18 protein-coding genes are annotated in these 25,927 nt (G+C 65.4%); 7 read left to right on the top strand and 11 right to left on the bottom strand.

The window, feature by feature from the left end; genetic code table 11:
- Nucleotides 1-96: 96 nt before the first annotated feature.
- From ABD002_RS15655 to ABD002_RS15645, 3 genes are all read right to left on the bottom strand, one after another.
- Nucleotides 97-2,655: a beta propeller repeat protein gene (locus ABD002_RS15655; RefSeq protein WP_343792737.1), complete on the bottom strand. Its 2,559-nt coding sequence runs from the start codon at nucleotides 2,653-2,655 to the stop codon at nucleotides 97-99.
- 174 nt (nucleotides 2,656-2,829) lie between these two features.
- Nucleotides 2,830-5,778, bottom strand: coding sequence for a carboxypeptidase regulatory-like domain-containing protein (locus ABD002_RS15650; RefSeq protein ID WP_343792735.1), 2,949 nt, complete (start codon nucleotides 5,776-5,778; stop codon nucleotides 2,830-2,832).
- 573 nt (nucleotides 5,779-6,351) lie between these two features.
- Nucleotides 6,352-6,612 (bottom strand): hypothetical protein, encoded by a 261-nt coding sequence (locus tag ABD002_RS15645; RefSeq protein WP_343792733.1) that lies wholly within the window; start codon nucleotides 6,610-6,612, stop codon nucleotides 6,352-6,354.
- Between the two features lie 351 nt (nucleotides 6,613-6,963).
- Between ABD002_RS15645 and ABD002_RS15640 the strand changes: the two genes are divergently transcribed.
- The 3 genes from ABD002_RS15640 to ABD002_RS15630 all read left to right on the top strand — a co-directional run bounded on the left by ABD002_RS15640 (nucleotide 6,964) and on the right by ABD002_RS15630 (nucleotide 13,566).
- On the top strand, nucleotides 6,964-9,234 hold the full coding sequence (locus ABD002_RS15640) for a winged helix-turn-helix domain-containing protein (protein ID WP_343792731.1): 2,271 nt from the start codon (nucleotides 6,964-6,966) through the stop codon (nucleotides 9,232-9,234).
- Between the two features lie 316 nt (nucleotides 9,235-9,550).
- The gene (locus ABD002_RS15635) at nucleotides 9,551-10,438 is read left to right on the top strand and encodes a helix-turn-helix domain-containing protein (RefSeq protein ID WP_343792729.1); all 888 of its coding nucleotides are present in this window, start codon (nucleotides 9,551-9,553) and stop codon (nucleotides 10,436-10,438) included.
- A gap of 134 nt (nucleotides 10,439-10,572) precedes the next feature.
- Nucleotides 10,573-13,566: a TonB-dependent receptor plug domain-containing protein gene (locus ABD002_RS15630; protein ID WP_343792727.1), complete on the top strand. Its 2,994-nt coding sequence runs from the start codon at nucleotides 10,573-10,575 to the stop codon at nucleotides 13,564-13,566.
- A gap of 95 nt (nucleotides 13,567-13,661) precedes the next feature.
- Here the strand turns inward: ABD002_RS15630 and ABD002_RS15625 are convergent, their stop codons facing one another.
- The 5 genes from ABD002_RS15625 to ABD002_RS15605 all read right to left on the bottom strand — a co-directional run bounded on the left by ABD002_RS15625 (nucleotide 13,662) and on the right by ABD002_RS15605 (nucleotide 16,925).
- The gene (locus ABD002_RS15625; protein WP_379988494.1) at nucleotides 13,662-14,177 is read right to left on the bottom strand and encodes a hypothetical protein; all 516 of its coding nucleotides are present in this window, start codon (nucleotides 14,175-14,177) and stop codon (nucleotides 13,662-13,664) included.
- 109 nt (nucleotides 14,178-14,286) lie between these two features.
- A complete protein-coding gene (gene minE, locus ABD002_RS15620; RefSeq protein ID WP_343792725.1) occupies nucleotides 14,287-14,574 on the bottom strand; it encodes a cell division topological specificity factor MinE in 288 nt (95 codons plus the stop codon).
- 2 nt (nucleotides 14,575-14,576) lie between these two features.
- Nucleotides 14,577-15,389, bottom strand: coding sequence for a septum site-determining protein MinD (gene minD / locus ABD002_RS15615; RefSeq protein WP_343792723.1), 813 nt, complete (start codon nucleotides 15,387-15,389; stop codon nucleotides 14,577-14,579).
- 103 nt (nucleotides 15,390-15,492) lie between these two features.
- Nucleotides 15,493-16,287 (bottom strand): septum site-determining protein MinC, encoded by a 795-nt coding sequence (gene minC, locus ABD002_RS15610; RefSeq protein WP_343792721.1) that lies wholly within the window; start codon nucleotides 16,285-16,287, stop codon nucleotides 15,493-15,495.
- 14 nt (nucleotides 16,288-16,301) lie between these two features.
- On the bottom strand, nucleotides 16,302-16,925 hold the full coding sequence (locus ABD002_RS15605) for a GNAT family N-acetyltransferase (protein WP_343792719.1): 624 nt from the start codon (nucleotides 16,923-16,925) through the stop codon (nucleotides 16,302-16,304).
- A 329-nt stretch (nucleotides 16,926-17,254) separates the two neighbouring features.
- Here ABD002_RS15605 and ABD002_RS15600 point away from each other — a divergent pair, with 329 nt between their 5' ends.
- From ABD002_RS15600 to ABD002_RS15590, 3 genes are all read left to right on the top strand, one after another.
- Nucleotides 17,255-18,442: a sensor histidine kinase gene (locus tag ABD002_RS15600; protein ID WP_343792717.1), complete on the top strand. Its 1,188-nt coding sequence runs from the start codon at nucleotides 17,255-17,257 to the stop codon at nucleotides 18,440-18,442.
- Nucleotides 18,439-19,080, top strand: coding sequence for a response regulator (locus tag ABD002_RS15595; protein WP_343792715.1), 642 nt, complete (start codon nucleotides 18,439-18,441; stop codon nucleotides 19,078-19,080). The genes ABD002_RS15600 and ABD002_RS15595 overlap by 4 nt, the downstream gene beginning before the upstream one ends.
- Before the next feature lie 364 nt (nucleotides 19,081-19,444).
- Nucleotides 19,445-20,602, top strand: coding sequence for an SRPBCC family protein (locus ABD002_RS15590; protein WP_343792713.1), 1,158 nt, complete (start codon nucleotides 19,445-19,447; stop codon nucleotides 20,600-20,602).
- Nucleotides 20,603-20,853: 251 nt separating this feature from the next.
- Here ABD002_RS15590 and greB read toward each other — a convergent pair whose 3' ends face one another.
- Nucleotides 20,854-21,363, bottom strand: coding sequence for a transcription elongation factor GreB (gene greB / locus ABD002_RS15585; protein WP_343792711.1), 510 nt, complete (start codon nucleotides 21,361-21,363; stop codon nucleotides 20,854-20,856).
- Nucleotides 21,364-21,509: 146 nt separating this feature from the next.
- Here greB and ABD002_RS15580 point away from each other — a divergent pair, with 146 nt between their 5' ends.
- The gene (locus ABD002_RS15580) at nucleotides 21,510-23,012 is read left to right on the top strand and encodes a rhomboid family intramembrane serine protease (protein ID WP_343792709.1); all 1,503 of its coding nucleotides are present in this window, start codon (nucleotides 21,510-21,512) and stop codon (nucleotides 23,010-23,012) included.
- Nucleotides 23,013-23,024: 12 nt separating this feature from the next.
- Here the strand turns inward: ABD002_RS15580 and ABD002_RS15575 are convergent, their stop codons facing one another.
- Together ABD002_RS15575 and ABD002_RS15570 are read right to left on the bottom strand one after the other, a co-directional pair.
- Entirely contained in the window at nucleotides 23,025-24,305 is a 1,281-nt protein-coding gene (locus tag ABD002_RS15575) for a hypothetical protein (protein ID WP_343792707.1), read from the bottom strand.
- Between the two features lie 30 nt (nucleotides 24,306-24,335).
- Nucleotides 24,336-25,820: a helicase HerA-like domain-containing protein gene (locus tag ABD002_RS15570; protein WP_343792705.1), complete on the bottom strand. Its 1,485-nt coding sequence runs from the start codon at nucleotides 25,818-25,820 to the stop codon at nucleotides 24,336-24,338.
- Between the last annotated feature and the right edge of the window lie 107 nt (nucleotides 25,821-25,927).

Below are 25,927 nucleotides of genomic sequence, written 5' to 3'. Positions count from 1 at the left end.
TGACTGGGGTACCGATCGACAAACAAGACGAAGATGGTCGGTAACACGCATCGAACCCGGCGCAGCACGCGCCGGGTTCGATGGCTTTACAGCGGTTTAGTTACCGTCGAAGCCGTCGATGAAGATCGTATCGAGCTTGAGCAGGAAGGCGCCACGGCCATGCGTGCAAGTCAGCACGTTGCCGGTGTGTCCGTTGGCCTTGACGCTGAAGATCGCGACGTTCGGCACGCCCTGGTTATAGGGAATCCAGGTCGCGCCGCCATCGGCGGAGAGGTACATGCCAATGTCGGTGCCGGCCCAGATCTGGTTGGAGAACACCGGATCGAACGCGAGCGAGTTGACCGGGATGTCCGGCAAACCGTTGGACGCGTCGGTCCAGGTCGCGCCGCCGTCGTTGGACACGCGCACGTTGTGCGCCGGCATTGCGCCGGTGAAGCCGGCACGGGACTGGAACACGTTGTTCGGATTGCGCGGGTTCACCACGATGCTCGACACGTATTGCGCGATCACCAACGGGGTCATATCGGTTTCAGTAAAGCTGGTGCCGGCGTTGGTTGAGCGCCAGACGCGGCCGTTGCTGGTGCCGACGAGGATCGTGTTCGCCGGCGAGCCGGGCACGACGTTCGCGATTGTCTCGATCGCGCTGATCGCGCCGGGGAAGGTTGACGGCGGAACCGGCGGCGCGAATCCACCGCCGCCGTTAAGGGCGGTGTAGACGATACTGGTGTTCGTCGCGGCTACCGTATTGGCGAAGAACGACGGTGCGATGTAGAGATGATCGGTGCCAAAGTACAGCGTATCGTGCACGCCGCGATCGAGCGCCATTGGTGCGTAGAACAACACGTTGTCGGCAGGATTGATGCCGTTGTTCTGGCCCCCGGGAACGTAGTCTCCGGAGAAGTACAGATAGTCGGCCGGACCCGACGCAGGGCCGTTCAACGCCACCGCAGCACCGATCAGGTAGTTTGACTGGTTGAAGTAGGTGTGTGTGACGTTGGTCGGCGTGCCCTGGTCGATCAGCGCGAAGCCGCCGTCGCCGTCGTCGCTGTGTGTCCACGCGGTGCTGCCGAGGAAGCTGTCGGTGCCGTTGTCCTGGGTGCCGCCATACGCCTGCGACGGATCGGTCGGATGCAGATCGCACCCTTCGAACTGGGTCAACTGCAGCGTGGTGTTCGCACTGATCCAGTGATCGCCGTTGTCGTCCGAGTGGAACACGCCGCCGTCGTTGCCGACCCAGATATGGGTCGGCTGGCCCGGCCAGGAGGTGATCGCATGGAAATCGGCGTGCAATGCGGAATTGCCGTCGATGCCGACCATCTTGTCGACGAAGGTACCGCCGCTGTCGGTGGAGCGCATGAATGAACTCGGCAACGCACCGGAGCTGCCGGCACCGCCGGTGAATACCGTGGTCGTTGTTTCGGGCGGTGAATAGACCGGCATGTCATACCAGCACTGGCCCTGGCAGTAGCCATCGGCGGCGGGCTTGTTGGTCCAGGTGGCGCCGCTGTCGGTCGAGACGTACAGCCTGCCGCCTTTGCCGGGGCTGGTGACGACGCTGACACCGAGATAGATCACGCTGGAAGCGCCTCCGGAGGAGACTGAGAGCCAGGTGCGCGCGATACCGCTGACGCCGTTGGCGCCGACGATGGCTGGCAGGCCGGTCGCGACCCCGTCGACGGCGCTCCAGGTCGCACCGTTGTCGATGGATTTCAGCAGGCCGCCACCACTTGCTGGAGCAATCAGCGAAACGCCGGCCCACCAGATCGTGGGCACGACTGGATCCTGCACGATCTTCGAGATGCGCGCGTGTGCAGATAACGAAGCGGAGATCGCCCAGGTCGCGCCGCCGTCGTTAGAGATATAGATGCCGCGCACCGGCAGAGTCGGGCCAAGCACGCCACCGACACCAAAGATGCCGCTTGTGGACCCGGCCAACACATGATTGGCGTTCGCCGAATCGACAGCGATCGTGGCGACACTGCGGTTCCCGAACTGGGCTTGGCCGTAAGGACCCTGCCAAGTGTGGCCCGAGTCGGTCGATTTGTAGATGCCGACACCCCCGTAGCTGTCGCCGCTGAAGTTGCCTTCACCGGTACCGAGATACAGCGTCGCCTGGTTGAGCGGATGCGTACCCGGTGCGACAACGATCGTGCCGACCGCGAGCGAACCGAGGAAATCGGTCAGCGGCGTCCATGACGCGCCATTGTTCCGCGTGCGCCACACGCCGCCCTGCGCGCCGCCCGCGTAGACCGCGTTGTCGATCGGATCGATCGCCAGCGACGACACGCGTCCGGATACAGGAGAACGTGACGTGGCGGTTGCATTGGTCGGTGTCTGGCCGAGCGTGATCGGCGCGGGCCCGATGCTCTGCCAGCTTTCAGTGTGGACCGGGCCCGGCAGCACGATGCCGGTGGACCGCGCCAGCAGCACTTGCTGGAACTGGTTGTAGGCCTGTAGCCGCGCCTTGGCCGAATCGAAATTCGAGTCATAGGGATTCATGCGCCGCAGCGCGTAGTACGCCTCGCGTTGCGCGGCGACGTCGCTCGATTCGCCTTCCGTCTCCGCCGGCGGCTTGACGGCGAACACCGATCCACTTGCACAGACCGCCGCAACAGCGACAGCTGCCATCACACTCTTGCGCACCCAGACAGACATGCTGATTCCCCTCTGGTTGGTTGGATGCAAAAGCAGTCGGTTTCAATATCACGACGGAGCTTACATCAGCCTTACGAATCAACCGGCTGCGCCCATGGACGGATATTTGCTGTTCCAGGCAAAAAAACGGCCCCTTGCGGGGCCGTCCGTGTTGCTTCGTTAATCCTGCGAGACTCACTCGAATCCGTTGGCGAAGATCGTGTCGCCGCAGGCGCCGACCGTGTGCAAATAGCCGTTGATGTTCAGCGCCACGCACTGGATGGTGCCGGTATCGACCGGGAAGCCGTCGATGGCGGTGAAGGTCCACGTGCCGTTGGCCGCGGCGCCGGCCTTGCCGATGAACGTCGACAGCGGTTGGGCCGGCCGGTAGCTACCGCTGAACGGCGCGCTGCCGTTGTTGATCGACACCGCCGCCGCATCGTCGTACACGGTGTTGTTGGCCGCTGTGGCGGGGCATTGGGTGCCGAAGTTTTTGCCGTTGGCGCCGACACCCGAGGACAGCGTGATCTTCGTGTTGTCGGGGCCGGTCAACGTGAAGGTCAGGTCGCTGACGTAGGTATGGGTGACATAGACCGCGACCGTGATCTTGGAGATCGCGGTGGTCAGGCCGGACACCGTGATCGGCAGGTTCGCGGGGGCGCCAGGGCCGCTGTTCGTGCCGTCCGGAATCGCGACCGGGCCCATGGCCGTGCTGGTGCTGACAGTGACGGTGTCCGGCGTGCCGGTGGGCAGGATCAGGTTCAGCGTCGACGGCCCCTGGTCGGAACTCAGTGCGAGCGCGAGCGAAACCGGCGCGCCCGGAATCATGCTGGGTGCGAGCGAGAGCTGGTACGGCGTGCCGGCGGCATAGTTGCCCGGGTAGATCGAACCGTAGCTCGCGTGCGAGCCCGGAATGCTGACGCCGGTCGTCGTCGTGCTCAGCGTGCCAAGCACCGATCCGGCGGTGCCGAGGCCCGAGTTCTTCACCGGCACGGTGAATGCGAAGCACTCGCCTGGATCGGCGACGCCGTTGGCGTTGCCCTGTGGCAAGGGATCGCTGACCGATTGCGTGCCGGCATGCAGCAACGGCACGCCGGTCAGCGCGAAGTTCTGGGTCTGCGTGCCGGCGCTGGCGACGCTGACACCGCTGGCGGTGGCGGTCGTCGCGCCGGTCTTGCTGGCGGTCATGCCGTAGGTGCCGGCCGGCAGCGCCACCTGATAGTGACCATTGGCATCGGTCACACCGGAGTAGCCGTTACCGGCCATAACGACCACATTGGCAGCCGGATCGCCGGTGGCCGCGACAGTCACCGTGCCGCTGATCTGGCCGTTGGCGGGCGCGTTGGTGCAGTTCGGCATGCGGAACGAGCCGATGCGCGTCTGCCAGCACCGCGTCGACGAGCAGGGCGCCGGCTTCGAGCTCGAGTAGTACTCGCTGGTGAGCCAGAACGTGCATTGATTGACCGGATCGACCGACAGGTTGCCGTAGTCGCCCCAACGGTCGCCGTTGTCCGTCTGCACGCCCGAGCCAAGCTGCAGTACCTGCTCGCCCTGGGCCAGGCCATTCGGCGGGTCCGTCGCCAGGCGGCCGGCATAGCTGATGCCGGGAAACACCGACGCGCTCGACACACTGAAGCCCACCGCAAGATTGCCGGCACTATCCATCGCGGCGCTGCCCATCCAGCGGTTGGTGGTGTCCGCTGGCGCATAGGTCGCCTGTTCGTTGACTGCCCACGAGCCGCTCGGCAACGTGCGTTTCAGCTGGTAATAGCGGACACCGCCGCGGAACGTCGCAGCCGTGGCATCGCCGGATACGTTGACGGTGTGGTTCAGCACCAGCGACTCGTAGCCGCCGAAATTGCGGTACTGCAATCGATACATCAGGCGGTCGGTGATCGCATCCAGATACGCAGTAGCGGTCGCCGGTGCCGGTTGCGGTATCACGGCGCGGCCACCGTTGGGTGCTGTCGAAGGCACGCGTGGATCGAAGGTCGCTACCGGGACGTTGCCGATCAGCGCGAATGTCGTGTTCGCCGGTGTCGCGAAATCGGCGTGGAAACCAAACAGGTTCAGGCCGTCATTCGGATTGCCAAACTGCGTCGAGGTGAAGTTCGAGAACACATTCGGTTCGCCGGCGGGCGGTGGCGGGCCGTCCAGCGACGACGGCAGCATGCCGCCGATGTTCGGATCGATCGAGGCCACATCGAAGTAGATGAAGCTCGCAGTCGGATCGCCGGCCAGCATCTTCGCGCGTTCGAACGCAAACGCACCGTCGCCGGCGAACGCCTGGGTCGCGCCGTCGAACTGATTGGTCGTCATGTAGTAGCCGTCCGGCCACACACCGAAGTGCGGGTAGTCGCCGAACTTGCTCTGGTGGACGACGAAATCGTAGACGTAGTACGTGCCGGTCGGATCGCCGGTCTGCGAGATCGCGATGCACTGGTGGAACGGCGGGCCGGCGACGACGAACTGGCTGATCAGCCAGCGGTCGGCGAGGTGGTCGTACAGCGAGATGGGATCACCGTCATCGGTCGTCGCGCACGGGCTGGCGCTGCCGAGGCTGGCGAACAGCTGGCTCATCTTGAACGGCGGTGTCAGCGCGGTGCCATCGCGACCGTAGACCTGTGTGGTCAGGTTGACTGTCTGCACATAGTGCGCCTTGCCGATCGCGCCGTTGGTATCCGGCGGCTCGACGTAACCGCCGAACAGCTGGCCGGTGTCGTGGTTGCTCATTCCTTCGAACGTGGCGAGCGGCGCAGGCATCGCTACGACACTCGGTGCAAATGAGTACAGCGCGGCGTCAGGGCCGCTCCACAGCAGGGTGCCCCGATGCAACGGGCCCTTGTGCAGGAACGGTATCAGTGACGGGTTCTGCGGCCCGCTGACGTCGGGCAGCGGGCCCGTGATCGGTGGCGCCGCCGGCAAGTCGCGTACCGCTGGCGATACACCGGTCAGGTACGGCTTGGCGACATAGGGAACCGCGCCGCCATCGCCGATCGGACGCGCCGGTGCCGGAATCGCCGAGGCCGGAATGGCCGACAGTGAAGGGCCTGGCTGGATGGCCTCGGCGTCGCCGAACTCCTCAGCCCAAGCCAGTGGAGCCAGGAACAAGAGAGCGCAACACGCCGCTCGTGCAATCTGCATCGTCTTTTCTCCCGAAATGTAACCCCAGTTGATCATCGCGGCGGAGCGCGGACGCTCGTGCCGACATGTAGTCACGCAAACACCGACCGCGGCCGCAGGAACGACGACAAACGAGCTGTCGTCGACACGGCCTGACCCTTACTGAAGGACTCTCTGCGCACTCAGGCGGTCATGGGTGATCTGCGTGGTTCGGTCAGCAGATGGACTCGTTCGGGATCGTGTCGCGAAGCCGGACACAACCTGTCATGCCCGCGAAGCGGCAATCATTCAGGGCGCGATCTGGATTCCGCCTCGGCGGGAACGACGTCTTTCCGGAGGCTCGCTGGACGAATCGGGAACGCCGAGCAGTAGCCTGCTTCAGCGATACGGGTAATCACCCATCACGCGCGCGCATGCGCGTGCCTGCAATGCGCCTCCCCACGGCATGGCTGGACGGAACCCGAGTAAGTATCACGGCCTACCTTGCGTCCACCTGACGACGGAGGCTGGTCGCCGGTGTGGTCGTCTGCGGCGACGAGAACGGGCCGCCTGCTCGGCGGCGCGTCCTGTGCAGGGGCGTCTTTGCGAACGACCCTATGGCGTGGCCGAAGTGGCCGCGGGTGCGACCGGGGCACCACCGAGGATCGCGCGCAACACAGCGAACACCTCATCTTTGCCGCCTGTCACGGTCAGCTGCGCGTCGCGCGGGAAATCGGTGCCGAGATAAACCGCGTAGCCGATGCCGAGGTCGTTGCCGTCTTCATCGACGCGAGCGAAGGTTTCCGGCTTGCTGATATAGGCGATGCGGTTGGCGTCGATGAAACGGCCGTCGGGGAGTTTGATCCAGCGTTGCATGGCGGGTCCGTGACTGGTGAATGGGGAGAGCTTCGCCGATTCGTCGTTCCGGCGAAAGCCGGGATCCAATGCCTGGCTCCGATCGCCATGGAAGACGCAAGTTGGCGCGCAAGCGCCAGGCAAGCGCCGGCGACCGTTCCGTTTCAACTCGCTTCGGCGCGCGCGGGCTTCGGGCCGTCATGGAGGAAGCGGGCACGCGCCGTTGGCATGCGCCTCACGACCGCAATCTCATGCGATTTCGGTACCGCTTGGGTAGTCGGATTCATGGCCCGAATGGTTCTTGCGCGGTGCTTTGCCATTTGTATACGGTCGGATAAGCAGAATTTGCGGGTTCGGCACTATTGAGTTACGATGAGTTTCGTACGTCAGACGGCGGATAATGGCGGACAGACGGCGGACATGAATGCTCTCGGCAACCTGCGGTCCGATGCTGACCGCTATCTCGTGATCGGTGCGCATGTGGTCGATGTGGACACGTTGCGCATGCTGTCGCGGCCCGATGGCGTCCGGCTGACGCCGAAGGCGGCTGCGGTGTTGCTGCAGCTCGTGCGCGCTGGCGGCCGGACGCTCAGCCGTGACGAGCTGATCAACGAGGTCTGGAAGGGCACCTGTCCCACCAACGATGTCCTGACCCAGGCGGTCAAGGATCTGCGCCGCGCCCTCGACGACGATCTCCACGCGCCACGCTATGTCGAAACCTTGCCAAGGCTCGGTTATCGCCTGGTTGCGCAGGCGCGCTTCGTCGACGCAGCGGAACTCTCGTCACCGCAGCCCACGGAGACACCGGCGGATTTCAAAATGGAGCCGGTGCCCGTCGCACGCATTGCGGGATCGCCGAAGTACTGGAAGTGGCTCGCGATCGGCCTCGGCGTGATCGTCGCGATGCTCGCGTGGGCAGTACTCGCGTCGCGTACCCAGATGGCGCGCGCGACAGCGGCATCTCCAACGTGGCAAGTGACGGCCAGACACTCGGTCACCTCTGATCCGGGCGCGGAGAAGGCTCCTCGGATATCTCCCGACGGAACGCGCGTCAGCTATACGGTGACAGATGCGAATCTGCGCAACAGCCGCATCATGCAGCGCTCGCTCGGGGCCTCGCGCGCGGTCAGCCTGACGAGTATCGCGAAAGGTGATCAGTTATATCCGGCATGGTCGCCGGATGGTGCGGAGATCGCGTACGTGCTGTTCAGCGGTGACGACTGCAGGCTCGTGATCGAACCAGCCCTCGGTGGGGCAGAACGCGAGGTCGGACGTTGTTCCGGCAACGTGCCTGGCCATTTCTCCTGGGCACCGGATGCGCGCCATCTCCTGGTGAGCCAGTCGCCGGATCAGCATGGCACGGCCAAGGCCATCACGCTGGTTCCGATCGATGGCGGCAGCGCGCATGCCCTCGACTACGAACGGGCGCCATTCGACATGGACCTGGACGCAGTGTATTCACCAGATGGCAATCGCATCGCGTTTCGACGCGGAGCGAACCCGTTCAGCGACCTCTATGTGATGGATGCGCGCGGTGGCGCCGTACGTCGCCTGACGCATCTGGTCAGCACGATCCGCGGATTCGATTGGACGCGCGATGGCAGCGCCCTCGTGTTCTCATCGGGGCACGCTGGTGAGCAGGCGCTCTACACCGTGTCGATGGAAGACGGTCATGTCGATGCGCTTGGCGTGCAACCGGCCGAGTTCCCGAATTGCGCACGTGCGTCCGATACCGTCGTATACGAGATTCCGCGTGGGCGTACGCAATTGGCGATGATTTCGCTCGAGGTTGATGCGCAACCGCCTCGCGACATCGTGGCGTCCACCGGCAGCGACAGTGCGGCCGCCTTGTCGCCGACGGACGACCGCGTCGCGTTCGTTTCCGATCGCGGCGGCGCACCCCAGCTCTGGCTGCACGACCCGGCAACCGACGAAACCTTCGCGTTGGCCGACAGTGACGAGCCGGCATTGCGCTACCCGGTCTGGCGGCCCGACGGTGCACGCGTGTTGATAAACGCACGCGGCGAGGGTTGGGGGTATCTGACCGAGATCGATGTCGCGACACGCCGCCGGACGGTGCTGACTTCCCCGGAAGATGACATCCGCTACGGGACTTATGGATCCGCTCCCGGCCGGTATCTGGCGATCATCAACAATGCGCTGCAGGCGCGGGAGCTGGTCGAATTCGAAAGCAGGGAAGGCCACGCGGTCTCGAAGCGCGTGCTCGCGCGCGGCGTCGGCCGTTTCGAGTACGACCGTGCGAATGCCGTGCTGTATTTCACGCATGTCGGCCAGGCCGGCCTGTTCCGGATCGATCCACGGACCGGCCCGGAAACCGTCGCCACACGTGGCATCGACCCGAGCGATCGCGACGGCTGGCTGGTGTCGGCGGGCCAGCTCTTCTATGTCGTTCCGCATGTTGTCGGGCACGACGAGTTCCGCGTCTTCGACCTGGCAAGCGGCCTCGACCGCAAGCTCACCGCGTTCCCCGGTACGCTTGCCGATCTCAACTTCAGCGTCTCGCACGATCGCACGCACGCCGTTGTCGTGCGGATCGAAGCGCTCGATACCGATATCGGCGCGATCACGTTGAAGCGCAGCGTCCCCGCTGAGGGCAATCCTCCGTACGTGTCAGCCGACTGACCGTCCCTGCCCAATCGCAGTGCTTCCCGGGTGATACGCGCCCGATTGATTCGACGTGCCTGGTCGCGCGCAGCGCGCTCGTGCTGCGGGATGTGCACGCATTTGTCTGTCCCGGAGTCTCGACCTTTCACGGCGGATGCCGGCCGCGCTCCTGAGCCCGTTGCATGTCGGCCGCCCGCCACGGGCGATGCAGGTCTCCTTCGGTGAATCTTCGTCGATACGAAGGGTCGCTTCGGCGATATTTCGGCGGATCTTCCTGACTCACACGTGCGCGTGACGGAAGCATCGGGGCCAGCCAGGCAATGGTGAGGATCCGATGCGTATCGAATGCGAGCAGCTCGCGAATGGTGGGCGGTGGGATTGGAATGCACGTGAGCGCGATGAGGACGCTCTGCACGTCGTGCTGGGTCGCGGACGCGGCTGCGTGCTGTATGGCGAACGCCTGCCGGCCTTGGTCATGGTGCCGATGCGAGGTCGCCTGCAGCTGTCTGATGGCGAAACCTCGCGCAGCTTGACCAGTGGTGAGGCGCTGGTGGTCGAACCCGGCCTGACGCTGCAGGCGGTCGGGCGCGGTCCAGCGCTGTGGATCGCGGTTCTGTTGCCGGCCGCAGGCTGGCAACGCCTGGTCGCCGATGTGATCGGCGAGCCGCTGGTTGCAGCCGGGCTGCTGCCGGCCGTGCACGCGGCTGACCGATCCATGCGTCGGGCCGCGTTGCGCCTGGTGCGCGCGGCCGAAACGGGAGATGCCGGCCACGCACTCGCCGCGGCCTCCGTATTCGCACTGCTGGTCAACGATCTGCAGGCGGAGCTGCGCCCCTTGATCGAGCGCTGCGCAGGACGCACGCACGCACAACGTCGCAATGTGTTCCTGCGCCTGCAGCGCGTGCGCAACTACATGTCGACCTGCTGCCATCTCGATCTCGATGTCGCGCACTTCGCGCGCATGGCGAGCTATTCGCCGTGCCATTTCATTCGCGCGTTCAGCGCGGTCTATGGCGAGACGCCTCACGCATTGCTGATCGAGCAGCGGCTCCGACGTGCCCGGCGCCTGGTCAACGACAGCTCGATGGCGATCACCGAGGTGGCTCGGGCCAGCGGGTTCGAGAACCGCTGCGCGTTCTCGCGCTCGTTCAAGCGGCGTTTCGGCGTCTCCGCCACCGACCTGCGAATGGGAGGCCCGGCGGCGGCCACGGCCGCGGCCTAGCCGCCGTCCCCAACAATTTCTGCAAAGTCCTCTGCAAGAAGACGCAAAGGCTGAGTGTTCACGTTTTTCTAATGTTCGAGCAAGTCCTCGGCCTCATTCCGCCGGCGGATGCATACCCAGAATAGGAGAATTCAATGCGACACACGCTGCTCCGACAGTCGATCCGGCAGGCCCTCGAAGCTCCCGGCATGAACACGATTCCGTTGCGCGCGCTGCCGGCCGCGGCGCTGGCGACGTTTGGTCTGATGGCTGTACCGGCCATCGCCCAGGATGAGGCGGGCCAGAAGCTGGAAACGATCACGGTGACGGGTTCGAATATCCGTCGCGTCGATATCGAAACGTCCAACCCGGTCGTCACCATCGACCGCGCCGCGATCGCGAAGTCCGGCAAGCTGACCCTCGGCGATCTCGTCCAGCAGCTGCCGGCGGTCACCGGTCCGAACATGAACCCTCAGGTCAACAACGGCGGCGGCACCGGTACGTCGAGTATCGGCCTGCGCGGCCTCGGTTCGACCCGCACGCTGGTCCTGATCGACGGCCACCGTTTCCTCAGCGGCGATCCGAACGCGATCCCGGCCAATATGGTCGAGCGCATCGAAGTGCTGACCGACGGCGCCTCCTCGGTGTACGGCTCGGACGCGATCGCGGGCGTCGTGAACTTCATTCTGCGCAAGGATTACCAGGGCGCGGAGTTCTCGGTCGACTACGGCATTTCCAATCACGACGACGGCACCAGCAAGGGTTACCAGTTCACGTTCGGCCAGAGCTCCGACAAGGGCAGCATCATGGCCGGCGTCAGCTACAAGAAGATCGACGGCGTGCTCGCCGGACATCGCGACTTCTCGAAGAACGCGGTGTCGAGATACAGTCCGGACGGCGGCCCGATTCGACTTTTCGTCGGCGGGTCGCCGCGGTCGCCGTATGGGAATATCAAGATTCCGGCGGCGTTCGCCAGCGATTTCCCGGGTTGTGCCTCCGGGTCCATCGCTCGCAACCCGGGCGCGAGCGGCATGAACGTTGCCACCGACTACCACTGCTACCGCAATACGCCCGATGCCAACGGGCCGAGCGACCTCTACAACTATGCGACGGTCAACCTGGTCCTGACCCCGCAGGAGCGCACCGGCCTGTTCCTGAACGGCAACTACAAGCTGACCGACAGCGTTGAGGCCTACCTGTCGGTGATGCACAACAAGACCTCGTCGGCGTTCCAGCTCGCCCCGGCCGTGTTTGGCACGCCGTTCGGCGCCGTCGTTTCCAAGGACAGTTACTACAATCCGTTCCACCAGGACTTCGGCCCGGGAGCAGGGACTTTTGCGGCGCGCCTCGAATCGCTCGGTAACCGGCGCGCCGCGAATGGCACCACGAACGACCAGGTCTCGACCGGCTTCAAAGGCTCGTTCACGGTCTGGAACGACCAGCAGTGGAACTGGGACATCGGTTACGACTACGGCCATGTCGCCCTCAGCACGACCACCTATGGCCTGCCGAACGTCGACAAGTTGAATGTCGCGATGGGTCCGTCGTTCCTCGACACCGACGGCGTCGTCAAATGCGGCAGGCCGGGCAACGCGATCGACGGGTGTACGCCATTCAATCCGTTCAACCTGCAGGACCCGAACAGCGTCGCCGCGCTGCGCGCCGGTGCGTCGCCGGGCGTCAGCAGCTTCTACACCAAGGAAACGGTCAAGCGCATCGACTTGAACGGCGGTCTGTTCGAGCTGCCGGCTGGCACGATGCAGCTCGCGGTTGGCGCTAACTATCGTACCGAGTACACCCACTCGAATGCCGATACCGGCTTGATCATCGACTTCAACGGCAACTGCACGCTCGGCAGCCAGTGCGCTTCGGCACTACAGGGTGGCTACAACGTCAAGGAAGCGTACGCGGAACTGTTCATCCCGGTCCTCAAAGACCTGCCGTTCGTGCATGCGTTGAACCTGACGGTCGGCGACCGTTACTCGAAGTACAGCACGTTCGGCAACACCAACAACACGAAGATCGCGGTGGAATGGCGTCCGATCGAGGACCTGTTGCTGCGCGGCACGGTGTCGAAGGTGTTCCGCGCACCGACGGTCGCCGATATCTTCGGCGCCGCGGGCAGCGATGCGCCCGGCCTCACGCGCGATCCGTGCGATTACTCCGGCACTGGAGCGAATCCGAACGCGGGCAACCCGGCTTGCAAGGGCGTGCCTGCCACCGGCCCGTTCCGCAACGACAATGTCGCGAACGCGTCTCAGATCAACGCGGCCACGTCGGGCGCCGCGTATGCGGGCTTCCCGATCGCGCCGGAAAAGGGCAAGTCGTTCGACTTCGGTGCCGTGTACGACCCGCATTGGCTGGAAGGCCTATCGGTCAGTGCCGACATCTGGCGCCTGTACCTGACCAACAACATCACCACCGTCCGCGCGCAGAGCGTGCTCGATCTGTGCTTTGCCGGCCAGACCCAGTACTGCCCGCTGCTCCGGCGTTTCGCCAGCGGTCCGAGCCAGGGTCAGTTCCAGCTCATCCTCGAACCGACGGGCAACCTCGGTCGCGTGGATGTCGGTGGCGTCGACCTCGCGGCGAACTACCGCCTGCCGGAGACCGCATTTGGTCGCTTCAAGGTCGGGCTCAACGCGACGTATATGAAGAACTACGATCAGCAGACCGCGCCGGGCCTCGGTTCGAACGTGACGTACCACTACGCCGGCCATTTCATGAAGAGGGGCTCAGCGCAGGCGGGCGCCTGCCCGCCGCCGGCCGGCGGCACCGCCGTATGCTTGTTCCCGCGCTGGCGTGCCCAGTCGAACGTCGGTTGGCAGATGGGGCCGTTCGACGCGTCGTGGTCGATGCGTTACATCGGTCGCTTCCGCAACGGTTCGCCAGCCGCGTCGCAGGACACGCATCCGGCCGGTGCGCGCCTGAAAGGCCAGTTCACCGACTTCGGCGCGACGGTCTACAACGACGTCCAGTTCGGCTACAACCTCGAGGCGCTCAATACGCGTATCGATGTGGGCATCAACAACGTGGCCGACAAGCAGCCGCCGCTGCTGTACGCGAACAACACAGGTAACGCGAACACCGATCCGAGCGACTTCGATCTGCTGGGGCGCTACTACTTCGGTCGCGTGACCGTGAAGTTCTAAGACGGGTTGATAGTGCAATGTGACGGCCGCGCGGGCTTTCCGCGCGGCCTTTTTTTCGGGCGGCCATGCGCACGCGCTATCGAACGCGCTGATTGCTACGGCATGTGCTCGCGGTCGCATCGAGGCAGCAGGCCGCGCTGCGCGAGCCAAGCGCGCGCGTCGTCGGCATCGTGCTCGAACCACGCGCGCGAAGAGCCCAGCCGGAACGTGTAGCCCCACGTGTCCATGTCGGCCATCAGGCGTTCGCGGCCGACGCCCGCGAGTTCGTCGGCGAGCAGGATCTGCAGGTAGCAGGTCGCATCCTCTTCGGCCTGCGAGTCGGATGCGTCGGTATGGATCTGCGCGCGTTTTTCCGCGGGTGCGACGATCAGATGGCAGGCTTCGTGCAGCAGCGAGTGCACCGGTGTGTCAGTGCGCGCGTAGACGGTGTGCGCGATGACGCCGGCTTCGGACTCGCCCCAGTAGCTGCCCGGAATCGGCGTGCCGTCGTCGACCAGGAGCAGGGCGAGATCGTGACGCACAAGCAGTGCACGCGCGGCTTCGACGTCGATGTCGGCCAACGTGAGCACGGCCGAGTCCGCGTCTGGTGCATCAATGAGTGTGGCAGACACGGATCCATCCCGCGTGAGAAAAGCCGGCGCAAGAAACGCCAAGCGGCGATATGCGAATGCGAACGCCGGCCCGTTGCCGGCGATCACGCCCGAACACCGCAACGCGTGTTCAGGCTTCGCCGGCGGCAGCCACGGCGGCGGCGTTCTGCTTCTCCGGCAACGCGACCGAGAGTTCCAGTACTTCCTGGTCGCCATCGCGCTCGACATGAATCTCGATCGCATCGGGATCGATGTTCACGTACTTGCGGATGACCTCGAGCAGCTCGCGGCGCAGCAGCGGCAGGTAGTCGGGACGGCCGCTCGCGGCGCGTTCCTGCGCGACGATGATGCGCAGGCGTTCGGTGGCGACCGAGGCGGTGTTGCGCGGGCGTGAACGCAGGAAATCGAACAGTCCCATGGTCAGCTCCCGAAGATGCGGGCAAGGAGGCCTTTCTTCTGCGCGTCGACGAAGCGCATCGGGCGTTGTTCGCCGCTGAGGCGCGCGACGGCATCCGCATACGCCTGCCCGGCATCGGAGGCGTCGTCGAGGATCACCGGCACACCGGCGTTCGATGCGCTCAGTACACCGGAGGATTCCGGGATCACGCCGAGCACTTCGATGCCGAGGATGTCCTTGACGTCGTTGATGCCCATCATGTCGCCGCCGGCGACGCGCTCCGGGTTGTAGCGCGTCAGCAGCAGGTGCTGCTCGACGCCGCCGTTGCCAAGTTCGGCGCGGCGCGTCTTGCTCGACAACAGGCCGAGGATGCGATCGGAGTCGCGCACGCTGGAGACTTCCGGATTCACGACGACGATCGCGCGATCGGCGAAGTACATCGCGAGGCTGGCGCCTTTCTCGATGCCGGCCGGCGAGTCGCAGATCACGTAGTCGAAGCCGTCTTCCGTCAGCTCGTTGAGCACGCGTTCGACGCCTTCCTTGCTGAGCGCGTCCTTGTCGCGCGTCTGCGAAGCGGCGAGCACGAACAGCGTTTCGATGCGCTTGTCCTTGATCAGCGCCTGCTTGAGCGTGCATTCGCTCTGGATCACGTTGACGAAGTCGTACACGACACGCCGCTCGCAACCCATGATCAGGTCGAGATTGCGCAGACCGACGTCGAAGTCGATGACCGCGACCTTCTTGCCGCGCCTGGCGAGGCCGACCGCGAGCGAGGCGCTGGTCGTGGTCTTGCCGACGCCGCCCTTGCCGGAGGTGACGACGATGATTTCAGTCAATGGATTCTCCTGGGAATGGGGAATCGGGAATCGGGAATCGGGAACAGCAGGAAGCAGAAGCACATGCTTCGGCCTCCACGATTCCCGATTCCCGATTCCCGATTCACAGCTTCTTCAACAACAACTTGTCGCCGTCCAGCCAGGCCTGCACGGCCTGGCCGCGCAGCTCCTTCGGGATGTCCTCGAACACGCGATACTGACCGGCGATCGACACCAGCTCGGCGTGGAACTCCTGGCAGTAGATGCGCGCGCTCTCGTCACCCTGTGCACCCGCGAGTGCGCGGCCGCGCAGGGCGCCGTAGATATGGATCGACCCGTCAGCAATCACTTCGGCGCCGTTGCCGACCAGCGCGGTCAGGACCAGATCGCGGCCGCGCGCGTAGACCTGCTGACCCGAGCGCACCGGCTTGTCGTGCAGCAGGCCGACGGTCGTCGCGACGGCGCTCGGCGGCAGCGGCGTCGGCCGCTCGGCCGCAGCGGGCTCGCGTGACGGTGGACGCGGCGTCGCGCGCGCAGGCGCCGGTGCTTCCTCGACCGGCGCCGCATCGGCGCGCTCGTACGCGGCGCGGAACTTTGCGAACACCGGCACGCCCAGCGTCTGCGCCAGCGCATCGTTCTCGCTGGTGCCGTAGGACAGGCCGACCGGCAGCATGCCGGCATCGCGAATGCGCGCGAGCAGGTCGCGCACGGTGTCGAGATCGGGCAGCGCCGGCAGATGGCTGAGGTCGAGCACGACCGGCGCGCGCAGGAACAGCTTCGCGGCGGTGGCGACCTTGTCGCGCAATTCCGCGGCCATGCCGTCCGGATCGAGCCGCTTGAGCTTGAGGTTGGCGATGCCGACCTGGCCGAACTTGATCTCGGCGACGGGTTCGAGCGTTGCGAGGGGGGCTGCCGTCATCGGGTCGGCATGGCTCAAGCGCCGCCCGCGGCGCGCGCGCCGCGGGTCGGTGTCAGCGCGCTCGTGCGCGAGCGTTCGGCGAGCCAGGGCAGGTCGGGCAGTCGGCCGCCGGGTTCGTGCAGGTAGGTGTCGCGCACGAACGGGAAGCTGCACAGCGTCTTGGCCAGCAGCGAGACACGGCGGCCGACGCCCAGCATCGTCTGCTGGCCGACTTCCTGAAAGCCATAGGTGCCATGGAACAGTACGGAGATGTCATCGCGTGGTTCGAGGAACACCTCGCACGCGAGCAGCGGCACGCGCGTCTCCGCATAGCTGGTCACATCCGCGTAGAACACGCGACCGAGGCCGAGGCCGCGGTAGGGTTTTGCGATCACAATGCGGTCGATGTAGACGAACGCCGGGTAGCGCTCGCGGAACCAGAGGAAATTCGGGCTGCCGTAGTCGGCGTCCTCGCGCAGCGCGGGCAGGAAACCGGCGACATGGCCATCGACTTCGGCAAGGCGGAAATAGCTCGCCTGCTCGTAGAGCGCGTGCAGGGCGGCACTGTCCAGGGGGAGGATCGTGGAGCCGGCGGCATTGTTGAGGGCGAGCACCGAATCGAGTTCGTGCGGTTGCACATCGCGAATGCTCAAGGCCATGTCGTGTTCTGCTCCATCGAAGATCGCGCCGGAGTGGCTTGCGTTGCGGTCGCCGATCGACTCCCACTGCGTCGATTATCGCACGTGGCCGCGGCGCGGTCATGGCACCGTGCGGGCAGCGGCGTTAAAAGGAAGTAAGGGGTCAGGACCGCATGGGCGCCGGAACGATGCCCGATATTCACCGGTTCGGCGGCCGGATCCGGCGCCACGATCAGCCCGGCAGCCGCCTTCGGGCGCGACAACCGTCGGTTCGCAGTCACGCCCTCGTGGCCGCGGCACAATGACTTCGGGCAGGTTACGCCGCGCTGTGTCGCGCCTATGATGGCGATATGTCATTGCCGCAGTTCAACCATATCCAACTGCTGCGCTACGCCGGCCTGTTCCAGTACGCCAGCGTCGGCACGCCGTTCCTGCGCTATCAGACGCTGGTCGAGGATCTTGCGCAGAAGCAGCTGCCGACCGCCTACGCGCACCTGTGGCTGGGCTGCTATGCCGTGTTCGGCGTCGTCTACTGGTACCTGACCAGCGATCTCGGCGACCAGCGCCGCACGCCGTTCCGGCGCGCCATGCAGATCGCGCTGCTGCTGGTCCTCAACGTGACCGTGGTCGCGATCGGCTGGTTCAGCCAAGGCGGTATCGGTGCGCTGCTGCTGGCGGTGATAGCGGTGGTGTTGCCGTGGCTGCTGCCTCTGCGTGTCGCGATTGCCTGGATGGTGCTGCAGAATTTCTCGCTGGTGCCGGTATTCGCAAGCATCCGCGAGCCGGTGTTCAGCCTCAGCGATGCGTTCCTGCAGTCGAGCCTGTACTTCGGCTTCATCGTGCTCGCGTTCGTCACCTCGTTCGTCACCAAGCGCCAGGTCGAGGCGCGCGAAGAGCAGCGCCGGCTGAATTCGGAACTGCGCGCGACGCGCACCCTGCTCGCGGAATCGAGCCGGCTGGCCGAGCGCATGCGCATCTCGCGCGAGCTGCACGATCTGGTCGGCCATCACCTGACGGCGCTCAGCCTCAATCTCGAAGTCGCGAGCCATCTCGTGCAGGGTCAGGCGCAGGAGCACGTGCGCCAGGCGCAGTCGGTCGCCAAGCTGCTGCTCAGCGACGTGCGCGAGGTGGTCAGCCAGCTGCGCGAGGGTGACAGCATCGACCTGACCCAGGCGCTCACGAATCTGACCGAAGGCGTGCCCGGCCTGACCATCCATCTCGAACTGCCGCCGCGTTTCAGCGTCGACGATCCGAAGCGCGCGCAGGTGCTGCTGCGCTGCGCGCAGGAGATCATCACCAATACCGTGCGCCATGCCGGCGCGCGCAACCTGTGGCTGCGCTTCGAGCGCAGCGCAGACCGCCAGATGGCGATCCACGCGCGTGACGATGGCCACGGCGCGATCCAGTTCAAGCAAGGCAACGGCCTTTCCGGCATGCGCGAGCGGCTCGCGCAATTCGGCGGCCAACTCGATATCGTCACCGGCAAGGGACAGGGCTTCACGCTGGATGCCCTGCTGCCATTGGAGGGAACCTCATGATCCAAGTCTGCCTGGTCGACGACCAGACGCTGGTGCGCCAGGGCATCCGGTCGCTGCTGGAGCTGTCCGACTCGATCCGCGTGGTTGCCGAGGCCGGCGACGGCACGCAGGCGGTCGAGACGATCCCGCGCGTCAAGCCCGATGTGGTCCTGCTCGACATGCGCATGCCGGGCATGTCCGGCCTCGACGTGCTGAATGCGCTCGCCGCCCGCAACGAATTGCCGCCGACGATCATCCTGACCACGTTCGACGACGACCAACTGGTGCTGGCCGGACTGAAGGCGGGCGCGCGCGGCTACCTGCTCAAGGATGTCTCGCTGGACCAGCTCGTCGATGCGGTCAAGACCGTGGCCGATGGCGGCTCGCTGGTGGCGCCGGTGGTCACCCAGCGCCTGCTGTCCGGACTCGAGCGCATGCACAACGAGTTCGTCAGCCTGGACCGGCCGGATCCGCTGACCGAGCGCGAGACCGAGATCCTGCGCCTGATGGCGGGCGGCTACAGCAACAAGGAGATCGCCAATTCGCTCGGCGTCGCCGAGGGAACGGTGAAGAATCATGTCTCCAACATCCTGTCCAAGCTCGGCGTGCGCGACCGCACGCGCGCGGTGCTCAAGGCGTTCGAACTCGGCATCGTCTGAAAACCTGCCATCAAGGCTGCTGCGCTCGGCATTTCGCGCGCGTACGGTGCTCCCGGCCCGCGCGGTGCGCATGCGAGCCATGCAGCGCGCGCTCACCCTCATGGACCCGCGCGTACACTCCGGTTCCTGCGCTCCGTGCGCGCCCGAACTGCGTTCGCTCGCTACGCTTTGAGAACGGGTTTGAGCGTCCGGTGGGTAGACGTAGCGTTTCCGCCCCCGAGTCCAGTACCATCCACTTCCTTGTCCCGCCCGTGCGGGGTCGCGCGCGTGCGCGAGACGGGGAATCGGGAGCGTGGTCATTGATGGCCCTCTCCACGGTCGCCGCGATGCGCGCAGCAATGGCTGAAGTCTGGAGATGCCTCGGATGATTCGTATTGTCGAAGTGCTGGTTGCTCTGCTGATCGTGTTCCTGCTCGCCGTCGTGGTCGGCGTCATGTTGCCGGATCATGGCCACATCGAGCGCACGGTCGAGGTGTCCAGTCCGGTCCGGCAGGTCTACGACTCGATCAACACCTTCCGCCGCTATCCGCAGTGGTCGGCGCTGCGCAGCTTCGATCCGCGCATCCAGATGACGCTCGAAGGTCCCGAGTCCGGCCCCCGCGCCAAGGTCAGCTGGACCAGCGCGGTGCAGAAGATCGGCACCGGCAGCCTCGAGATCAAGTCGAACGAGCCGGACAGCAAGGTCAACATCGCGATCGACAACAACTGGACGGGCAACAACAAGAACTACACCGTCTCGCTGCAACCATCCTCGAGCGGCAAGACGCTCAAGATCTACGTCGCCTATGACGTCGATTACGGCTGGAACCTGATGTGGCGTTACGCCGGCCTCTACATCAATGGCGATCCGGCCACGGTGATTCAGACCAGCCTCAACAATCTCTCGGCGATGCTTGCGGGCTTCCCGAATACCGATTACAAGGACCAGCAGATCGCGATCACCGACCTGGCCGCGAAGCCGGTGTTCCTGGTCAACACCAAGGCCAAGCGCACGCTCGAGGACGTTGCCGAAGCGACCAGCACCGCAATGACCGCGATCGACGCGGCGATGAAGAAGGCCGGTCTGACCGCGGTCGGTCCGCGCATGACGATCACGACGAACTGGGGCGAGGAAGACTACACGTTCAGCGTCGCGGTGCCGGTCAGCGCGGCATCCGTCACGATCGCCGGTCAGCAGCACGCGATTGAAACCCCGGTCCTGTCACCGAGCGATACCGGCGGTGATGAGGAGGAGCAGCCGAAGACCTTCAACCCGGGCGACAAGGACAAGAGCGGCATGCTGGTCATCGACGCCAACGTGCGCGCCGCACTCTGGTCCCAGGGCAAGGCGCTGGTCACCGAATACACCGGCAGCCCGGCTGCACTGCCGTTGATGCGCCTGAACCAGAAAGCCTATGCGGAGACGCACGGCTACCATTACAACGAGCAGGGGGTCGGCCGTTTCTGGGATGAACTGACCTCGGCGCCGGACGCGGCGCAGGATCAGCAGACCTTCAAGGTCTATCTGCCGATCCAGCTGTAACGGACTGGCAACGTTGCCGAAGAAAAAGCCGCGCATTGCGCGGCTTTTTCGTTATTCCCTTCTCCGGTCGGGAGACAAATCGGAAGGATTGCCGATTTGCACGGCGAAGCCGCCCGAAGGGAGAGCCACAAGGAGGTGGCGAATAAACGTGGCGCGCGGCGCTAGATGAGGGTTCGGTCTTGGTGTGCGGCTGAAGACGGGGGAACGCCACTACGCCCGAACTCTCACCTGCAGGGGAGAGGCTCGGAGCGTCACTGCGCCTCCTGTTCGTAGCGCACCGCGACGACCACGAAACGCGCTCGCCTTCCCGGCAAATCCGCTTCGAATTCATCGTCCGCGCGACGCTTCAGCGCGGCGCGCGCGAGCGGCGAGTCGATGCTGATCCAGCCAAGCGCGGCATCGGTCTCGTCCGGACCGACAATGCGGTACTCGTGCTCGTTGCCGCGCTCGTCCTCGATGCGGAACCACGCGCCGAAGAAGATCGCCGAGCGGTCCGTCGGCAATGTGTCGAGCACGCGCAGATCCGGCAGGCGCTTACTGAGATAGCGCACGCGCCGGTCGATCTCGCCGAGCTGCTTCTTGCGATAGGTGTATTCCGCGTTTTCCGAACGGTCGCCTTCGGCCGCGGCCGCGGCCAGCGCGCGCACGACCTCGGGGCGCCGCACGCGCCAGAGGTCGTCGAGTTCCGCCTTCAGGCGGCGATGGCCTTCGGGCGTGATCACGGCGGTTGAAGCGGCGGCGGCAGGGCGCCAACGGCTCATGCGGGCAATCCAGTGCGAAGCAGGGCAGCGACGCTAGCGACGAGCCCGGCAATCGTCAACGGATACATCCTCGGATGGCCGGCCGGCGCCAATGGCCTGGCGTGCACACCTGCCGTCGCGGATGCGTAGAATCGCGGCGAAGGGCCTTGGGGAAAGACCGCGTCGTGCTGATCATCCCGTTGCATCGTGCGCCGACGCTGGCGAATTTCCCATGGATCACGCTGATGCTGATCGTGGCCAACGTGTTCGTGTTCCTGGGTCTGCAATCGGGCGATGCGCGCGTGCAGGAGCGTGCACTCGACTATTACGCGCAGCAGGGCCTCGCGAAGTGGGAGTTCCCGGCCTATCGCGACTGGCTGGCGGCGCACGCCGACGCCGGGCAGCGTCGCGCGCTGTTCGAGCGCTTCGCCGATGCCGATGGCGCGGTCGCCATACAGGTCCTGCAGTCGGACGCGGCGTTTCTCGCCGACCTGCGCGCGGACAAGTTGATCACGCCGCAGGCGAAGGGCCATGCCGACTGGCGCGAACGTCGTGACGAATTCGATCGGCTCTGGAACGCCGCGTTCACCGAACGCTGGATGATCCACTTCTCCGACTTCGATCCGCGGCGCATGTTCGGTGCGATGTTCCTGCATGGAGGCATCGGCCACCTGCTCGGCAACATGCTGTTTCTCGCGCTGCTCGGCCTGCTCGTCGAGGGCGCACTTGGGCACGGGTTGTTCCTTGCGGTCTACCTGCTCGGCGGACTGGGCAGTGCGATGTTGAGCCTCTTGTGGCGTTGGGGTGAAACCGGCAGTGCGCTCGGCGCGTCCGGTGCGATCGCCGCGTTGATGGGCGCCTATTGCGTGCTCTGGGGGACACGCAAGGTGAGGTTCTTCTGGTGGTTCTTCGTCGTGTTCGACTATGTGAAGGCGCCCGCGCTGGTGCTGCTGCCGTTCTGGCTCGGCTGGGAACTGCTGAACCTGTTCTGGAACAAGGGCGCGCACGTCGGTTTCGACGCGCACGCAGGCGGCATCGTGGCCGGCGCGCTGCTCTCGCTCGGCGCGCGCGCGCTGCACTGGGAACGTCGCGATTTTCTCGACGAGGATGCGATTGCGGAGGCGGCCGCCGACGGGCGTGCCGCTCTGGTCAAGGCACGCGAGCATATCGGTCGTCTCGAACTCCCGGCAGCGCGCGCGTTGCTGGAACCACTGGCCGCGGCACGGCCCGAAGACTTCGAAGTGCGCGTCGCCCTGTACCGCTGCGCGCGCTACGAGCCGCGCACGCCGCGCCTTGCCGAAGCCGCGCGCGCCGTGCTGGCGATCGCGACGCACAGCGCCAGCGAGGTGCGCGAGCAGAAGGCGCTCTACGACGACTACGTCAAGGCGGCCGGAGGCGCGTTGCCGCTGAGCGACGAGCGGATGATCGCCATGGTGCGGCGCTGGCCGGTGATCGGCGCCGGCGCCGACGCGGCGAGGTTGCTGGCGACGCTGATCGAGCGCGCGCCGACGACGGCGGGTCTTGAAGCAGCCTGCCTCGGCGTTGCGCGTGACTTGCGCACCCGCGGCGAACCGGCCAACGCAAAGAGGCTGCTCGAAAAGGTCGTCGCTGCCTACCCGCAGAGCAGCGAGGCGGCCAAGGCGCGCCTGCTGCTTGCGGACACGGCGTAGGCCTGCGCTTCGTCAGCGTGCCGGGCTGGTCGCGGGCGTGAGCTTGTCGAGAAACCGCCGGTACGCCGCGATATCGGCGGCGAGCGCGTGGTTCGGATAGGCCTGCGTGAGCTGGTCGAGCAGTGCGCGCGCCTCGGCGTCCTTGCCCATGCGCTCGGCGAGCAGCTTCGCCGCGAGCAGGTAGTTCTGCGGGATGTCGGCGTGCTTCGGGTAACGCTTGTGGAACCCTGAAACCAGCTTCAGCGCAACCTGGGTGTTGCCGGCATCCACGGCCTTCTGCGCGACGCGCGATACCTGGTCCGGATGCGCGAGCTGGAACCCGGGATCGAGCTCGAGGCATTCGCGCGCGACGTCGACGGCGCGCCGGTCCTTGTCCTGTGCGAGCAGCATGCTGATCCACTCGCGACCATGGCGCAGTTGCTCGTCGCGTCGGTCGCCGAGTGCCAGCAGCTTGCGATACTGCGCATGCAGCGCTTCGGAGCCGCCCTGTCCGCGCAACTGCGCACCGACCAGCTCGCTTGCCGCATCCGGTTGGCCGTCGCGCACGAGCCGGGCCACTTCGTCGAGCGTGGCCTGATCCGGATCGTCGCGAACATTCCGTAGCGGAGGCGGCGCCTGCACGGGCTCGTAGCCGACCTCCTCGTGGTACTGGTAGATCAGGTAGCCCATCAGATGGAACGTCGCGACGACGGCGTAACCGGTGATGAAATGGAATGCGATCGCCGAGATCACCGGCGGCAGGAACGGCAATACGAGAGCCTGCGCATAGCGCTGGCTGATGTTGAACATGAAATAGAGCGCTGCTACCGCGATGTAAGGCCAGCCAAAGCGCCCCATGATCGCGAGCCAGGTCGCCGGATTCAGCGCGTGGCCGAGGTTCTCGTCCATAGCCAGCGACATGATCGCGCCGGGTAGGGCGAGTGCGAGGAAGATCGCGACGAATGCGCCACCCACTGGGCCGAGCAGGAGGAAACCGATCAGGTTGAGCGCGAAGAACGCGACCTGCAGCCAGATCTGCGACCAGCCAAGGCTGTCCTCGACGGAGACCGCGATCTCGGGCGGCTTCAGCCGTCCGTTGGCCGAGGCGCGCAGGCATTCAAACGCGTACTTGTAGAGTGCGACCCAGATCAGCATCTGGAACAGCCAGCCGACGACACCGAGCGGCAGGTAGCCGACAAGGCGGCAAAGCGCGAGCACGACGATCGTGGTCAACGCACCGCTGTGGGCCGGGTACAGAGAGATCTCGCGCAGCCGGTTCCAGAACGGCTCGATCGGTGGATGGTCCGTCGTCATTGAAACCCCCTGTGTGTGATGATCGTGAGCTCAGCGCTTGCTGATCGAGCCGAGTACGCCGCGCAGGATCGAGCGTCCAAGTTGGCTGCCGGCATTGCGCGCCATTGATTTCGCCATCGCCTCGAGCATGCCCTGGCGGCGGCCGGTGCCGAGGATCATGTCCTTCGCCGCACCCATCCAGCCGGGACCCTGGGATGCGGCGCCGGGTTTGCCGGCGTCGCCCGAAGGCGTCGTCACGGCGCCGGTGGCGGCGCGCTGCGTGAGTATCTCGAATGCCGACTCGCGGTCGATTGCCGTGTCGTACTTGCCGCCGATCGGCGAGCGCGAACGCACCATGGCGCGTTCCTCGTCGCTGACGACGCCGATCCGGCAGCCGGGTGAGGCAATCAACGTGCGTTCGACCGGCATCGGCACGCCGCCTTCCTGCAGCGTCGAGACCAGCGCCTCGCCGACGCCGAGCTGGGTGATTGCCTCGACGACATTGACCTTCGGATTCTGCGCGAACGTCTCCGCGGCAGCCTTGACCGCTTTCTGGTCGCGCGGCGTGAATGCGCGCAGCGCGTGCTGGATGCGGTTGCCCATCTGGCCGAGGATCACGTCCGGCAGATCGTCCGGATTCTGCGAGCAGAAGTACACGCCGACGCCCTTCGAACGGATCAGGCGCACGACCTGCTCGACACGTTGGCGCAGGGCAGGCGGCGCGTCGTCGAACAGCAGATGCGCCTCGTCAAAGAAGAACACGAGTTTTGGCTGGTCGAGGTCGCCGACCTCGGGCAGCTTCTCGAAGAGTTCCGACAGCATCCAGAGCAGGAAGGTCGTGTACAGCTTCGGCTTCAGGATCAGCTGGTCGGCGGCGAGGATGTTGACGATGCCGCGGCCGGACAGGTCCTGGCGCATGAAGTCGGCGAGATCGAGCGCCGGCTCGCCGAAGAACTGGTCGCCGCCGGCCTGCTCCAGCGACAGCAGCGCGCGCTGGATCGCGGCGATCGAGGTCGGCGAGATCAGGCCGTAGTGTTGCGAGAGGTCCTTGGCGTGTTCGCTCGCGAACGCGAGCATCGCGCGCAGGTCCTTGAGATCGAGCAGCAGCAGGCCTTCGTCGTCGGCGGTCTTGAACACGATCTCGAGCACGCCGGACTGGATGTCGTTGAGTTCGAGCAGGCGTGCGAGCAGGTTCGGTCCCATCTCGGAAACCGTGGTGCGTACCGGATGACCGAGTTTGCCGTAGATGTCCCAGAACACGACCGGATTCGCGCCCGGCGTCCACGCGATGCCGAGCTGGTCGATGCGCGCTTTCAGTTTGTCGCTCATCGCGCCGGCCTGTGACAACCCTGCGAGGTCGCCCTTGACGTCGGCCAGGAACACCGGCACGCCGAGCTTCGAGAAACCTTCGGCGAGCAGCATCAGCGATACCGATTTTCCGGTGCCGGTCGCACCCGCGATCATGCCGTGGCGGTTCGCGTACTTGGTCAGCAGGCGGACTTCATGGTCGCCCTTGCCGATCAGGATGTCGTTCACTCGCAGCTCCTTGTCGCGTCGCGCCGTTCATGCAAGAGCGTCGATTCTAGCCGGCACCGGCGTCGTGGCGTCGCCCACGAGCGCTCGGATTCATGCGCTTCGGGTTG

Source organism: Dokdonella soli (assembly GCF_039523175.1).
In the GTDB taxonomy this organism is placed as follows: domain Bacteria; phylum Pseudomonadota; class Gammaproteobacteria; order Xanthomonadales; family Rhodanobacteraceae; genus Dokdonella_A; species Dokdonella_A soli.
The sequence above is the reverse complement of the archived record's forward strand: the minus strand, read 5'-3'. Positions and strand labels throughout refer to the sequence as shown.

Coding starts and splice junctions, on each gene's coding strand:
- ABD002_RS15640 (WP_343792731.1), top strand. CDS start 6,964: ATGAGTTTCGTACGTCAGACGGCGGATAATGGCGGACAGACGGCGGAC.
- ABD002_RS15595 (WP_343792715.1), top strand. CDS start 18,439: ATGATCCAAGTCTGCCTGGTCGACGACCAGACGCTGGTGCGCCAGGGC.
- ABD002_RS15655 (WP_343792737.1), bottom strand. CDS start 2,655: ATGTCTGTCTGGGTGCGCAAGAGTGTGATGGCAGCTGTCGCTGTTGCG.
- greB (WP_343792711.1), bottom strand. CDS start 21,363: ATGAGCCGTTGGCGCCCTGCCGCCGCCGCTTCAACCGCCGTGATCACG.
- minC (WP_343792721.1), bottom strand. CDS start 16,287: ATGACGGCAGCCCCCCTCGCAACGCTCGAACCCGTCGCCGAGATCAAG.
- ABD002_RS15650 (WP_343792735.1), bottom strand. CDS start 5,778: ATGCAGATTGCACGAGCGGCGTGTTGCGCTCTCTTGTTCCTGGCTCCA.
- minE (WP_343792725.1), bottom strand. CDS start 14,574: ATGGGACTGTTCGATTTCCTGCGTTCACGCCCGCGCAACACCGCCTCG.
- ABD002_RS15630 (WP_343792727.1), top strand. CDS start 10,573: ATGCGACACACGCTGCTCCGACAGTCGATCCGGCAGGCCCTCGAAGCT.
- ABD002_RS15645 (WP_343792733.1), bottom strand. CDS start 6,612: ATGCAACGCTGGATCAAACTCCCCGACGGCCGTTTCATCGACGCCAAC.
- ABD002_RS15635 (WP_343792729.1), top strand. CDS start 9,551: ATGCGTATCGAATGCGAGCAGCTCGCGAATGGTGGGCGGTGGGATTGG.
- ABD002_RS15590 (WP_343792713.1), top strand. CDS start 19,445: ATGATTCGTATTGTCGAAGTGCTGGTTGCTCTGCTGATCGTGTTCCTG.
- ABD002_RS15605 (WP_343792719.1), bottom strand. CDS start 16,925: ATGGCCTTGAGCATTCGCGATGTGCAACCGCACGAACTCGATTCGGTG.
- ABD002_RS15575 (WP_343792707.1), bottom strand. CDS start 24,305: ATGACGACGGACCATCCACCGATCGAGCCGTTCTGGAACCGGCTGCGC.
- ABD002_RS15600 (WP_343792717.1), top strand. CDS start 17,255: ATGTCATTGCCGCAGTTCAACCATATCCAACTGCTGCGCTACGCCGGC.